At 63.8% G+C, this 13,638-nt stretch carries 13 protein-coding genes; 2 read left to right on the top strand and 11 right to left on the bottom strand.

Translation table 11 applies throughout. The annotated features are described in order from the left end of the window. Positions 1-38 precede the first annotated feature (38 nt). The 4 genes from FIV02_RS09995 to FIV02_RS09980 all read right to left on the bottom strand — a co-directional run bounded on the left by FIV02_RS09995 (position 39) and on the right by FIV02_RS09980 (position 3,677). Positions 39-1,484 (bottom strand): PLP-dependent aminotransferase family protein, encoded by a 1,446-nt coding sequence (locus FIV02_RS09995; RefSeq protein ID WP_047587759.1) that lies wholly within the window; start codon positions 1,482-1,484, stop codon positions 39-41. A gap of 187 nt (positions 1,485-1,671) precedes the next feature. Next, positions 1,672-2,484 (bottom strand): OmpA family protein, encoded by an 813-nt coding sequence (locus FIV02_RS09990; protein ID WP_037054375.1) that lies wholly within the window; start codon positions 2,482-2,484, stop codon positions 1,672-1,674. Beyond that, on the bottom strand, positions 2,484-2,834 hold the full coding sequence (locus tag FIV02_RS09985; RefSeq protein WP_152488519.1) for a DUF4398 domain-containing protein: 351 nt from the start codon (positions 2,832-2,834) through the stop codon (positions 2,484-2,486). Before FIV02_RS09985 ends, FIV02_RS09990 begins: the two co-directional genes overlap by 1 nt. 9 nt (positions 2,835-2,843) lie before the next feature. Further along, positions 2,844-3,677: an ABC transporter substrate-binding protein gene (locus FIV02_RS09980; protein ID WP_152488518.1), complete on the bottom strand. Its 834-nt coding sequence runs from the start codon at positions 3,675-3,677 to the stop codon at positions 2,844-2,846. A 113-nt stretch (positions 3,678-3,790) separates the two neighbouring features. Here FIV02_RS09980 and FIV02_RS09975 point away from each other — a divergent pair, with 113 nt between their 5' ends. Beyond that, complete coding sequence (locus FIV02_RS09975) at positions 3,791-4,723, top strand: alpha/beta fold hydrolase (RefSeq protein WP_152488517.1); 933 nt, start codon at positions 3,791-3,793, stop codon at positions 4,721-4,723. A 57-nt stretch (positions 4,724-4,780) separates the two neighbouring features. Here the strand turns inward: FIV02_RS09975 and FIV02_RS09970 are convergent, their stop codons facing one another. Further along, on the bottom strand, positions 4,781-5,710 hold the full coding sequence (locus tag FIV02_RS09970; protein ID WP_152488516.1) for an electron transfer flavoprotein subunit alpha/FixB family protein: 930 nt from the start codon (positions 5,708-5,710) through the stop codon (positions 4,781-4,783). Beyond that, a complete protein-coding gene (locus tag FIV02_RS09965) occupies positions 5,711-6,460 on the bottom strand; it encodes an electron transfer flavoprotein subunit beta/FixA family protein (RefSeq protein ID WP_037054384.1) in 750 nt (249 codons plus the stop codon). It abuts the gene before it with no gap. Between the two features lie 323 nt (positions 6,461-6,783). On the opposite strand from FIV02_RS09965, the gene FIV02_RS09960 reads away from it, so the two are divergent. Continuing rightward, positions 6,784-8,448 (top strand): electron transfer flavoprotein-ubiquinone oxidoreductase, encoded by a 1,665-nt coding sequence (locus tag FIV02_RS09960; RefSeq protein WP_152488515.1) that lies wholly within the window; start codon positions 6,784-6,786, stop codon positions 8,446-8,448. Between the two features lie 142 nt (positions 8,449-8,590). On the opposite strand, the gene FIV02_RS09955 is transcribed toward FIV02_RS09960, so the two are convergent. The 5 genes from FIV02_RS09955 to FIV02_RS09935 form a co-directional block, all read right to left on the bottom strand. Continuing rightward, positions 8,591-9,367 (bottom strand): SDR family oxidoreductase, encoded by a 777-nt coding sequence (locus FIV02_RS09955; RefSeq protein ID WP_152488514.1) that lies wholly within the window; start codon positions 9,365-9,367, stop codon positions 8,591-8,593. Positions 9,368-9,369: 2 nt separating this feature from the next. Then, positions 9,370-10,581, bottom strand: a complete 1,212-nt coding sequence (locus tag FIV02_RS09950) for an O-succinylhomoserine sulfhydrylase (protein ID WP_037054391.1) — start codon at positions 10,579-10,581, stop codon at positions 9,370-9,372. 111 nt (positions 10,582-10,692) lie between these two features. Then, positions 10,693-12,201 carry an amidophosphoribosyltransferase gene (purF, locus tag FIV02_RS09945; RefSeq protein WP_047587742.1) on the bottom strand — a complete coding sequence of 503 codons (1,509 nt, stop codon included), beginning with the start codon at positions 12,199-12,201 and terminating at the stop codon, positions 10,693-10,695. A 75-nt stretch (positions 12,202-12,276) separates the two neighbouring features. Next, positions 12,277-12,798, bottom strand: a complete 522-nt coding sequence (locus FIV02_RS09940) for a CvpA family protein (RefSeq protein ID WP_037054393.1) — start codon at positions 12,796-12,798, stop codon at positions 12,277-12,279. Between the two features lie 226 nt (positions 12,799-13,024). Beyond that, positions 13,025-13,630 (bottom strand): SPOR domain-containing protein, encoded by a 606-nt coding sequence (locus tag FIV02_RS09935; protein ID WP_134677815.1) that lies wholly within the window; start codon positions 13,628-13,630, stop codon positions 13,025-13,027. Positions 13,631-13,638 lie beyond the last annotated feature (8 nt).

Here is a 13,638-nt window from a genome sequence, read left to right as displayed (position 1 = left end):
AGCCCCCTCCCCGGACGGGTTAACGCCCGCCGATATTTTCACAGTTCCCAGGCGCTGCCGGCTTCCTGGCACAACTGCGTGGCCAGCATGCCCAGCGTCATCAACGCCCGCTCCGCCTCGCGATTCCACGGGATGCCGCAGTTGAGGCGCACGCAATGGTTGAACTGCTCGGTGTTGCTGAAGATCAGCCCTGGCGCGATCGAGATGCCCTGCTGCAGCGCCCGCACATGCAGGTCCTTGGTGTTGACCCGCGCCGGCAGGCTGACCCAGAGAATGAAGCCGCCCTTGGGCCGGGTCATCTGCGTCCCTGCCGGGAAATACTGCTGCACCGCCAGCTGGAAGGCGCTGAGGTTCTTGCGGTACTCCTGGCGGATATGCCGCAGGTGGCGGTCATACCCCCCGTTCTCCAGGTAAGCCGCCACCGCCATCTGCGTGACGCTGCAGGCCGAGTGCGTGGTAAAGGTCTGCAGGCGCTGAATCTCGTCCTGATACTTGCCGGCGACGATCCAGCCGATGCGCACCCCGGGCGACAGCGTCTTGGAGAAGCTCGAGCAGTAGATCACCCGGCTCTCGCGGTCGTGCGACTTGAGCGCCTTGGTCGGCCCCTGCTCGAACATCAGCTCGCCGTAGATGTCGTCCTCGACGATCTGGAAATCATAGTCCCCGGCCAGGCGCAACAGCTGGCGCTGGCGTTCCTCGGGTATGGTGCCACCCAGCGGATTGGACAGCCGTGCGGTCAGCACCAGCGCCTTGATCGGCCACTGGTTGGCCGCCAGCTGCAAGGCCTCGAGACTGATGCCGGTAGTCGGGTCACAGGGAATCTCGATGACCTTGAGCCCGAGCAGGTCGGCCAGCTGCAGCAAGCCATAGTAGGTCGGCGACTCGACGGCGATCAGGTCGCCCGGCTTGGTCAGCACGCGCAGGCTCATCTGCAAAGCGTCGACGCAACCATGGGTGATCACCACCTCCGACGGATCGACCACCACACCCGCATCGCGCATGCGGATCGCCACCTGGCGGCGCAGCGGCTCGAAGCCGGGGCTGAACATGTAGCTGAACGCGCGTGGACTGTGAAAGCGGGTGACCTTGGCCAGTTGCTGGTGCAGCGCCCGAACCGGCAGGTAATCGACGTGCGGCACCGCAGCGCCGAGCGGGAACACCCCCTCGCGCCGCGACTCGGTCAGCACCTGATTGATGATGCTGGCACGGGTGACCAACCCAGGGCGCTCCACCTTGGCAATATCCGGCGTCGGCGCCGTCAGCGCGGGCGTCTGGTGCACGTAGAAGCCTGACTGGGGGCGCGCCCGGATCAGCCCCTGGTCCTCGAGGTTGGCATAGGCCTGCAGCACAGTGGCGTGGCTGACATTGAGCTGTGCGCTCATCTTGCGCACGGACGGCACCCGCTCCCCCGGCTGATAGACGCCACGACGGATGTCCTCGGCCAACTGCTGGGCGATGCGCTGATAGAGCAACAGATTGGTCATGGATCATCCTCCGGGTCACTGGACCGTAACAGTAACCGATTGCTACACAATTGTACCGGCACAGATTAGAACAGTTTCCTTCATACAGCACCCTCTGGGTATCTGTGTCTCGCCAGCAGCGCCAGAGGTCCGGATGACAGGCAACAAAAAACCCCGGCCAGTGCCGGGGTTCTGGGTAACGCCTGGGTCAGCGTTCGGCGCCGAGCCTGCCGCGCTCGTCGGAGAAGACGATCTCCACCCGGCGATTCTGCGCCCGCCCGCGCGCCGAGGCATTCTCGGCCACGGGGAAGTCGACACCATAGCCCGCGACCTGAATGCGCTTGGCGTCGATACCGAGGTCGACGAGCAGATCGGCCACCGCCTGCGCACGTGCGCGGGACAGCGCCAGGTTCTCTGCCGCATCGCCGGTGTTGTCGGTATAGCCTTCGATGCGTACACGCCGCTGTGGGTTGATCTGCAGGAACTGCACGAGCTTGAGCACCGTGCGGTTGGCCGCAGGCTGCAGATCCGCACGGCCGGCATCGAACAGCATGTCGCCGAGCGTCATCACCAGGCCACGCTCGGTCTCGCTGGTGGCCAGGCTGACCATCTGCTCCTCCAGCCAGCCATTGTGCTGCTGCACACTGAGTAGCTTGGCTTCACGCAGGGTCAGTTGCAGGCGCTGACGCTCCAGCTCGAGCTTGGCCGCGCGCTCCTGATTGAGGTTGATGTCGCTGTGCTGCCGGGCGATCTCGGCATAGCGCTGGCTGAGGTAGGCGTAGTGACGCACGTCCGCGGCGCTGCCCCAGTAACTCGACAGACGCTCAGCACGTGCCAGCGACTCACCGGCGCGGATCACGTCCTTGGGTGCTGCCCGCAGGACACCGGGGTCTTCCTTGACGGACTGGAAGCTCAGGCGCGCCTGCTCCAGCGTCTCTTCGTTCGCCGCCTGGTTCAACGCACAGCCACTCAGCAGCGCAGCCCCCAGCAACAGACCACCCAGATTGCCGAAAGCCCTCATCACATGGCCCCCAGCTGCTGGCGCAGTCGATTGATACGCTGATTGATTTCCAGCAACTGCTCATGCCCCTTGGCATTGATATGTTCGGCTTCGGCCAGGCGTGCATCCAGCTCGGCCTGCTCGGCCAGCAGACGCGCTGCCTTGTTCTCGCCGTCCTGCATCGCGGCCTGGGCCTGGGCGAACTTTTCTTCGGCCAGGCGCAGGGAGGCCGATTGCTCACCGTCCACGCCCAATGTCCGGGCCTGGGTCAGCGCCTGTTCGGTCAGGCGCAGTTGCTCGGTGGGAGCAGGATCGCTGGCGCAGGCGGTCAGGCCCAGCACCATGAGCAAGGGAAAGGTTCGTTTGATCACGCAAGTTTCCTACTGAGTAACGTCGCCAACCGGGTCGGGCTGCATCTGCTGCGCCTTCCACAACTCCATGTTGTGTTGCAGGAACTGCTCGGGCAGCCCGGCGGCGACCAATTCTGTCATCTTCCGCGCCAGCTGTCCGCGCAACCACGGCTCGTTGCAGGCCGAGTTGTGCGACAGGGTGAGGTACAGGCCCTCACTGGAGATCGGTGGGTCCAGCACCTCGAGATCATCGTCCACGCCCAGGGTCTCGGCCAGCGCCAGCCCGGGATAACGCTCGTAGAGCACATAATCGGTGCGCCCGAGCAGCAGCTTCTGAAACGCCTGGGTCAGGCTGGAAACACCTTCCAGGGTCAGGTTTTCCTTGGCGAAGCTATCGAACTGCTGGCCGAAGCTGTTGCCCACCAGGGTATCGCCGGTATGCCCCTCCAGGTCGATCCAGCTGCCATAGGCGAACCCTTCGTCCTTGCGCACCCAGACCACGCTGGGCGTGAAGAAGAACGCCGGATGCACGTAATCCATGTTCTCCAGACGCGGCAGCGTGATGAATGCGCCGGCGAGCAGGTCGACACGCCCGGTGCGCACCTCGTCCTGCGCCCGCGACCAGGGGCCGGTGTAGATCACGTCGACCACCACGCCCAGCTCCTTGGCCAGGTGCTTGAGCAGGTCGGCATTGGCCCCGATCAACTGCTGCGGGTTCTGCGGGTCGCGCCACAGGTAAGGGGGGTATTCCGGGTTACCGGTCGCCACCAGGCGCTCGCACTTGCCCGCAGCCAGGCCGGTAATCGGCATCAGGACCAAGGCGCACCACAGCAACAGCGACTTAAACGGACAACGCTTAGGCATCGGCTACTCTCGGTTCATGCGTTGATCGGCAGGATGACGAAGCATCCCGGAAACCTTCAGTGTTCATGCTAGCTTAATGGCGCCGCCATAATAATTCGCGATAAGGACGCGCCATGAAAAAACTGCTGCTCTTGCTACTGGCCCTGCTGTCAGCCAGCGCTGCCATCCTCTACGCCTTCCCCTCGACCCAGTTGGCGGGGTTGCGCCTGATCGAGCAGTATCGCGCCGGGCTCAGCCATGAACGACTGCGTGTCGGCGATCTTAACATCCATTACTACCGGGGAGGACCGGACACGGCCGAAACCCTGGTATTGATCCATGGCTTCGCTGCGGACAAGGACAACTGGCTGCGCTTCTCCCGCGACCTGACCCACGACTATCAGGTGATCGCGCTGGACCTGCCAGGCTTCGGCGACAGCGACCATCCCGCCGGCAGCTACGACGCCGGCACCCAGGCCGAGCGCCTGGCCGGCATTCTCGACGCGCTGGGAATCGAGCGCGCCCATGTTCTGGGCAACTCCATGGGCGGGCACATTGCCGCTCTCTACGCTGCGCGCTATCCGCAGCGTGTCAGCTCGCTGGCGCTGTTCGACAACGCCGGGGTCGACGCGCCGCACAAGAGCGAACTGTTCCAGTTGCTGGAGCGCGGCGCCGACAACCCGCTGGTGGTGCGCAGCCAGGAGGACTTCCAGCGCCTGCTGCAATTCGTCTTCGTCGAGCCCCCGTACCTGCCGGAGTCGCTCAAGCAGTACATGGCCGAACAGAGCATGGCCAACGCGGGCCACTACGACCAGGTGTTCCAGCAACTGGTCGAACGCTACATTCCCCTCGAGCCGGAACTGCCCAAGATCGAGGCCCCGACCCTGCTGCTCTGGGGCAAGCAGGATCGCGTGCTGGACGTGTCGAGCATCGACGTCATGCAACCCCTGTTGCACAGGTCCAGCGTGGCGATCATGGACAACGTCGGCCACGCCCCGATGCTCGAACGCCCCGAGGAAAGCGCCCTGCTCTACCGGCGCTTCCTCGACAGCCTGCAGCAGCCTTGAATCCAGGCAATAAAAAACCCGCTCATCAGAGCGGGTTTTTCGTAGCGGGAAAGCAGGTCAGACCAGCTTTTCCAGCTCCGGTACGGCTTCGAACAGGTCAGCGACCAGGCCGTAGTCAGCCACCTGGAAGATCGGCGCTTCTTCGTCCTTGTTGATCGCCACGATCACCTTGGAGTCTTTCATGCCGGCCAGGTGCTGGATCGCGCCGGAGATACCGACGGCGATGTACAGCTGCGGCGCGACGATCTTGCCGGTCTGACCGACCTGCATGTCGTTCGGCACGAAGCCGGCGTCGACAGCGGCGCGCGAAGCACCGACGGCAGCGCCCAGCTTGTCGGCCAGGGCGTACAGGTGCTTGAAGTTGTCGCCATTGCCCATGCCGCGGCCGCCGGATACGACGATCTTGGCAGCGGTCAGTTCCGGACGGTCGGACTTGGCCAGCTCTTCGCCGACGAAGGCGGACTTGCCGGCATCGGCCGGGCCGGATACCGCTTCAACGGCAGCGGAACCACCTTCGGCGGCAACGGCGTCGAAACCGGTGGAGCGCACGGTGATCACCTTGATGGCAGCCGAGGACTGCACGGTAGCGATGGCGTTACCGGCGTAGATCGGACGCTTGAAGGTGTCGGCGCTCTCGACCGCGATGATCTCGGAGATCTGGTCGACATCCAGCGCAGCGGCGACGCGCGGCAGGATGTTCTTGCCGTTGCTGGTAGCGGCAGCCAGGATGTGGCTGTAGCCCTTGCCCAGTTCGGCAACCAGCGGCGCGACGTTTTCCGGCAGCTGGTTGGCATAGGCGGCGTTGTCGGCCAGCAGAACCTTGGACACGCCAGCGACTTTGGCAGCGGCTTCGGCAGCAGCGCCAGCATTGGCACCGGCTACCAGCACGTGAATGTCGCCACCGATCTTCTGCGCAGCAGCGACGGTGTTCAGGGTAGCGGCAGCCAGGGCGGCATTGGTGTGTTCAGCGATAACCAGGATAGTCATTTAGATTACCTTCGCCTCGTTCTTCAGTTTCTCGACCAGTTCAGCCACGGACTTGACCTTGATGCCGGCGCTGCGAGCGGCCGGTGCTTCGACTTTCAGGGTCTTGACGGTGGAGGCAGTGGAAACGCCCAGCGCGTCCGGAGTCAGGGTCTCCAGCGGCTTCTTCTTGGCCTTCATGATGTTCGGCAGCGACGCATAACGCGGCTCGTTCAGACGCAGGTCGGTGGTGACGATCGCCGGCAGGTTCAGCGCAACGGTCTGCAGACCGCCATCGATCTCACGGGTCACGTTGACCTTGTCGCCAGCCACTTCGACCTTGGAGGCGAAGGTGCCCTGGCCGAAGCCAGTCAGCGCACCGAGCATCTGGCCGGTCTGGTTGTTGTCGCTGTCGATGGCCTGCTTGCCCATGATCACCAGCTGCGGCTGCTCCTTGTCGACCACAGCCTTGAGCAGCTTGGCCACGGCCAGGGAGTTCAGCTCGTCATTGGACTCGACCAGGACGGCACGGTCGGCGCCGAGAGCCAGCGCGGTACGCAGTTGCTCCTGGGCAGTGGCCGGGCCGATGGTGACGACGACGATTTCGCTCGCCACGCCCTTCTCCTTCAGGCGGACGGCTTCTTCCACGGCGATCTCGCAGAAGGGGTTCATGGACATCTTGACGTTGGCGAGGTCGACGCCGCTGTTGTCCGCCTTGACGCGAACCTTGACGTTGTAGTCAACCACTCGTTTGACAGCTACAAGAACCTTCATGGATTCCTCGTTACTCTCCGGTGAATAAGAATCTCGCCAAGGCGAGCCTGGTCAGCGATACAAATTGGCAGGAGCCAACCTTTTAGCCCAGACGGCGAGCGCAAAACCGCCCGTATCTTGACCCCGCGGCCTGGCTCGGTCAATACAGCGAACCGGCCGGTCATCCGCGATGTAGTAGGATTCTAACAGGCCTACAGAAAATTCAAACAAACGTTTGTATTGGCCCGCTGGAAGGGTGTAGATATAATGGCCGCGCCGCACTCAGGGATCGAGCTGCGCCCTCCAACATAAAACATCGAAGAGCCTTGAGTAGGAGATAGCCTGTGGAACGCGAATTTATGGAATTCGACGTCGTCATCGTCGGCGCCGGCCCGTCCGGCCTGTCAGCCGCCTGCCGACTGAAGCAGAAAGCCGCTGAAGCGGGCCAGGAGATCAGCGTCTGCGTGGTCGAGAAAGGCTCCGAAGTCGGTGCGCACATCCTCTCCGGTGCCGTATTCGAGCCACGCGCCCTGAACGAGCTGTTCCCTGACTGGAAAGAGCTGGGCGCCCCGCTGAACACCCCGGTCAAGCGCGATGACATCTATCTGCTGCGCGATGCCGACAAGGCTACCCGAATTCCTGACTTCTTTGTGCCAAAAACCATGCACAACGAAGGCAACTACATCATTTCCCTGGGCAACCTGTGCCGCTGGCTGGCGCAACAGGCCGAGAACCTCGGCGTCGAGATCTATCCCGGCTTCGCCGCCCAGGAAGCGCTGATCGACGAGAACGGCGTGGTACGCGGCATCGTCACCGGCGATCTGGGCGTGGACCGCGAAGGCAATCCCAAGGAAGGCTACTACACCCCCGGCATGGAGCTGCGCGCCAAGTACACCCTGTTCGCCGAAGGCTGCCGTGGCCACATCGGCAAGCAGCTGATCAAGAAGTACAACTTGGACAGCGAAGCCGACGCCCAGCACTACGGCATCGGCATCAAGGAAATCTGGGACATCGATCCGGCCAAGCACGAGCAAGGCCTGGTGGTGCATACCGCAGGCTGGCCGATGGACATCATGGGCACCGAGAACACCGGCGGCTCCTTCCTCTATCACCTGGAAAACAACCAGGTGGTGGTCGGCCTGATCATCGACCTGTCCTACGCCAACCCGCACCTGTCCCCGTTCGACGAATTCCAGCGCTACAAGCATCACCCGGTGATCGCCAAGTACCTGGAAGGCGGCAAGCGCGTCGCCTACGGCGCCCGCGCCATCTGCAAGGGTGGCATCAACTCGCTGCCGAAGATGGTCTTCCCCGGCGGCGCGCTGATCGGCTGCGACCTCGGGACCCTGAACTTCGCCAAGATCAAGGGCAGCCACACGGCGATGAAGTCCGGCATGCTCGCCGCCGACGCGATCGCCGAAGCACTGGCCGCCGGCCGCGAGGGTGGCGACGAGCTGACCAACTATGTCGACGGCTTCAAGGCCAGCTGGCTGTACGACGAGCTGTTCCGCAGCCGCAACTTCGGTGCCGCCATCCACAAGTACGGCGCCATCATCGGCGGCGGCATCAACTGGCTGGACCAGAACATTTTCGGCGGCAACGCGCCCTTCACGCTGCACGACAACAAGCCGGACTACGCCTGCCTGAAGCCGGCCGCCGAATGCGCGAAGATCACCTACCCGAAACCGGACGGCAAGCTGAGCTTCGACAAGCTGAGCTCGGTGTTCCTCTCCAACACCAACCATGAAGAAGAACAGCCCTGCCACCTCAAGCTGGCCGACGCGAGCATCCCGCTGGCGAAGAACCTGCCGCTGTACGACGAACCGGCGCAGCGCTACTGCCCGGCCGGCGTATACGAGGTGGTGACTCAGGAAGACGGCGAGAAGAAGTTCCAGATCAACGCGCAGAACTGCGTGCACTGCAAGACCTGTGACATCAAGGACCCGGCCCAGAACATCACCTGGGTGGCGCCAGAAGGCACTGGCGGCCCGAATTACCCCAACATGTAATTCGCCTCGGCATGAAAAAGGCTCCCTCGGGAGCCTTTTTCATTGCGCCATGCTGACGCCGGAGCGGACTGACGCGGGAGCGGACTTTAGCCGCGAAGGCTACGTTGCGAGCTCGCCACCAAAGCGCCTTCCACAGACCCGCTCAGTCCTGGTAGATCATCTTGCGGCTCATGCCGCCATCGATGACGAACTCCTGGCCGGTGATGAAGCCCGCCGCATCCGAGAGCAGCCAGGCGACCTGCGCCGCGACATCCTCGACCGTCCCGACCCGCCCGGCCGGATGCTGGGCATGATCGAACACCGACAACGGCTCCAGGCGCTGCTGTGACGGATCACGCGCATCGATCCAGCCAGGGCTGACGCAATTGACCCGGACGTCCGGGCCGAGGCTGATGGCCAGCGCATGGGTCAACGCCAGCAGGCCACCCTTGCTCGCGGCATAGGCCTCGCAATCGGCTTCGGACTGGCTGGCCCGGGTCGAGGCGATGTTGACGATGGCACCGCGATGTCCTCGCAGATAGGGCGCGCAATGCTTGGCCAGCAGCATCGGCCCGGTCAGGTTCACCGCCAGCATGCGATTCCAGCGCTTCAGATCGAGCGACTCCAGCGCCGGCGTATGCGGCTCGGCGATAGCGGCACTGCACACTAGGGCATCGAGGCGACCGAACTGCCCCAGCACCTCGGCAACACCGAGGCTCACCTGATCTTCCTTGGCCACGTCCATGGCCACGAACCAGGCGTTGTCACCCAGCGCACGCGCGACCCTGGAACCCCGCTCCCGATCGATATCGGCGAGCACCACCTGCCAGCCCTCGGTGATCAGCCAGGCGCTGATACCCAGGCCAATGCCACGCGCAGCACCAGTGACCAGCGCGACACGCCCGTTGTTGGGCGTATCGTCGTTACCCCACTCCAGCATGCTCAGAGTGCAGCCAGGCCGCGCGCAAGATCAGCTTTCAGGTCCTGCAGCTCTTCCAGGCCCACGGCAAGGCGGATCAGGCTGTCGCGGATACCGGCATTGGCGCGCTCCTGCGGCGTCAGGCGCCCATGGGACGTGGTCGCCGGGTGAGCGATGGTGGTCTTGGTGTCGCCCAGGTTGGTGGTGATGGACACCACCCGCGTGGCGTCGATCACCTTCCAGGCCGCGTCGCGACCGCCCTTGACCTCGAAGCTGACCACCGCACCGAAGGCGCTCTGCTGCCGCTTCGCCAGTTCATGCTGCGGATGGCTGGGCAGGCCGGCGTAGTAGACGCGCTCGACCTGCGGCTGCTGCTCCAGCCACAGCGCCAGCTGCAGGGCGCTCTCGCTCTGCGCGCGCATGCGGATGCGCAGGGTTTCCAGGCCCTTGATGAACAGCCAGGCATTGAACGGGCTCAGCGTCGGGCCGGCGGTACGCAGGAAACCCACCACTTCCTTCATCTGCTCGCTGCGCCCGGCCACCACACCACCCATGCCACGGCCCTGGCCGTCGATGTACTTGGTCGCCGAGTGCATGACGATATCGGCGCCCAGCTTCAGCGGCTGCTGCAGAGCCGGCGTGCAGAAGCAGTTGTCCACCGCCAGCAGGGCACCGTGCGCATGAGCGATTTCGGCCAGCGCCGCGATATCCACCAGCTCGGCCAGCGGGTTGGACGGCGACTCGACGAACAGCAGTTTGGTAGTGGGCTTGAACGCCGCCTGCCAGGCGTCCAGGTCGGCCAGCGGCACGTAGTCCACCTCGACACCGAAACGCTTGAGGTACTTCTCGAACAGGCTGATGGTGGAGCCGAACACGCTGCGCGATACCAGCACGTGGTCACCGCCGCTGCACAGGCTCATGACGATGGCGAGGATCGCCGACATGCCCGACGCCGTCGCGACCGCCTGCTCGGCGCCCTCCAGCGCGGCAATGCGCTCCTCGAAGGTGCGCACGGTGGGGTTGGTGTAGCGCGAGTACACGTTGCCCGGCACTTCGCCGGCGAAACGCGCAGCCGCATCGGCGGCCGTGCGGAACACGTAACTGGAGGTGAGGAACAGCGCCTCGCCGTGCTCGCCCTCTGGCGAGCGGCGCTGACCGGCACGCACCGCCAGGGTGTCGAAGCCTGCGTCGTCGAGATCGCTATCGAGTCGCCCAGCATCCCATTCCAGTGTCATCTTTCTACCTCACGAATAAGTAGCCCGGATGCAATCCGGGAACTTCAGTGTGACATTCCCCCGGATTGCATCCGGGCTACGACCGAGGGCAGGCGTCCCCTGCCCCGTGCTTCAGTTGTTGTGCAGATCGATGATCGCGCTGACAGCCTGCGACTTGGCCTTGCTGGCATCGTTGCGCGCCTGCTCGATGCGATTCAGGTAGGCCTCGTCGACATCGCCGGTCACGTACTTGCCATCGAATACCGCGCAGTCGAAGTTGTCGATCTTGATCTTCTTGCTGCCGCTGACCGCCTCGATCAGGTCCTGCAGGTCCTGGTAGACCAGCCAGTCGGCGCCGATCAACTCGCCCACCTGTTCGGTGGTGCGACCATGGGCGATCAGCTCATGGGCGCTGGGCATGTCGATACCGTAGACGTTCGGATAACGCACGGCCGGTGCGGCGGAGCAGAAGTAGACGTTCTTCGCCCCGGCTTCGCGTGCCATCTGGATGATCTGCTTGCAGGTGGTGCCACGCACGATGGAGTCGTCCACCAGCATCACGTTCTTGCCCCGGAACTCCAGCTCGATGGCATTGAGCTTCTGCCGTACGGATTTCTTGCGCGCCGCCTGGCCGGGCATGATGAAGGTACGGCCGATGTAGCGGTTCTTGACGAAGCCTTCGCGGAACTTGACGCCCAGGTGGTTGGCCAGCTCCAGCGCGGCGGTACGGCTGGTGTCCGGGATCGGGATGACCACGTCGATGTCGTGCTGCGGACGCTCGCGCAGGATCTTCTCGGCCAGCTTCTCGCCCATGCGCAGACGCGCCTTGTACACCGAGATGCCGTCCATGATCGAATCCGGACGCGCCAGATAGACGTGCTCGAAGATGCACGGCGCATAGCTCGGGTTCTTCGCGCACTGGCGGGTGAACAGACGGCCATCTTCGGTGATGTAGACCGCCTCGCCCGGAGCCAGATCACGGATCAGGGTGAAACCGAGCACGTCCAGCGCGACGCTTTCCGAGGCGATCATGTACTCGACGCCTTCGTCGGTGTGACGCTGACCGAAGACGATCGGACGAATGCCATTGGGGTCGCGGAAGCCGACGATGCCGTAGCCGGTGATCATCGCCACCACCGCGTAACCGCCGACGCAACGCTCGTGCACGTGGGTGACCGCGGCGAACACGTCTTCCTCGGTCGGCTGCAGCTTGCCGCGCTGCGCCAGCTCGTGAGCGAAGACGTTGAGCAGCACCTCCGAATCGGAGTTGGTGTTCACGTGACGCAGGTCGGACTCGTAGATTTCCTTGGCCAGCTGCTCGACGTTGGTCAGGTTGCCGTTGTGCGCCAGGGTGATGCCGTACGGCGAGTTGACGTAGAACGGCTGCGCCTCGGCCGAGCTGGAGCTGCCAGCGGTCGGGTAGCGCACATGACCGATGCCCATGTCGCCCACCAGGCGCTGCATGTGGCGCTGCTGGAACACATCACGCACCAGGCCGTTGTCCTTGCGCAGGAACAGGCGACCATCATGGCTGGTCACGATGCCGGCAGCGTCCTGGCCGCGATGCTGAAGGACGGTAAGCGCGTCATACAGCGCCTGATTGACGTTCGACTTGCCGACGATACCGACGATGCCACACATGTGCCACGACCCCTGCTAGATAGTTCAGGCTAATTCAGCGACCAGCGCAGCGGTTGCTCCGCACTGGCCACTCTTTTAAAGCAGATCGGCTGGGTGAGCCGCTCCACCGGAAAACCACTGACCGGACCACCCCAGAATGAGGTTCTTCGACCAGTCGGCGACCATCAGAAAATGCGGCACCAGCTGTGACTGCTGCCACCATTCGTCCTGCTCCACCGGTGCCAGGCTGACCAGCCCCACCAGCAGCACCACCAGCAGGCCACCCCGTGCGGCGCCGAATACCATGCCGAGAAAACGGTCGGTACCGGACAGGCCAGTCACGCGAATCAGCTCGCCGATGAGAAAGTTGACCAGAGCGCCGACCAGCAAGGTGGCGATGAAGAGAATGGCACAGGCCGCTATCACCCGTGCAGAAGGCGTATCGATAAATTCGACGAGATGCTGGGCCAGCGCGCCGCCGAACATCCAGGCGACGATGCCCGCGATGATCCAGGTCAGCAGCGACAGGGCTTCCTTGACGAAGCCGCGCTTCAGGCTGATCAAACTCGATATGGCGATGACGGCGATGATCGCCCAATCGACCCAGGTGAATACCACGGTGCGGCCTACCAGCGGAAAAGGCGGAACATTTTACCAGAGCCCGGCGCATCGGGTAACCGGGCGATGAAAAGTCCCGCCTTTCAGGCCATGTAAAAATGTAGCGAGCGAAGGTCAGGCAAGGCAAACAACGACGTCGCGCTCGGCTTTACGGGCTGCAAATACGCATTGCGAGCCGTCCCTTGACGAAGCATGGCCGAGCGCAGAAGTTTTCACTCAGCCGGCTTCAACCGGCCTCTGGCTGAAAACGCACGACGAAACCGCTGAGCTTGTGCTGGCGATTGAGCTGGTCACGCAGGCGCTCGGCCTCGGCACGCTCGATCAGCGGACCGACGAAGACCCGATTCATCCCCTCGAACGTGCGGATGTACGCGTTGTAGCCCTGGCTGCGCAGGGTCTTCTGCAAGGTTTCCGCACCGCTGCGGCTGGAGAGACTGGCCAGTTGCACCGACCAGCTGATCGGCAGGCTGTTGGCATCCAGGCGAGCGTCCGGCTTGGCCGGCGCCGTGGTCGCCACTGGCGCGGGTTTGCTCGGCTCCGGCTTGCTCGGCTCGACGACAGGCTTCGGCTGCTCCTGCACCTCGACCACCTGCGGCGCCTCGTCCTCGACCGGAATGGGCTCCTGCGGCAACACCTCGGGCTCGACCACCTCGGCCGGCTGCACGATGATCTCGGCAGTCGCCGGCGCTTGCGGCATGTCCGGAGCGTCGACCACGACGCGGCGCATCTCGTCCTCGCGCGACAGCAGCATCGGCAGGAAAATCACCGCCAGTGCCACCAGCACCAGAGCACCGACCATGCGCTGCTTGAGCCCCTTGTCCAGCATTGCCATCCCCCAAT

Origin of the sequence: Pseudomonas sp. THAF187a, assembly GCF_009363395.1 — a bacterium.
In the GTDB taxonomy this organism is placed as follows: domain Bacteria; phylum Pseudomonadota; class Gammaproteobacteria; order Pseudomonadales; family Pseudomonadaceae; genus Aquipseudomonas; species Aquipseudomonas khazarica.
This window is presented reverse-complemented; position numbering and strand designations above follow the sequence as displayed.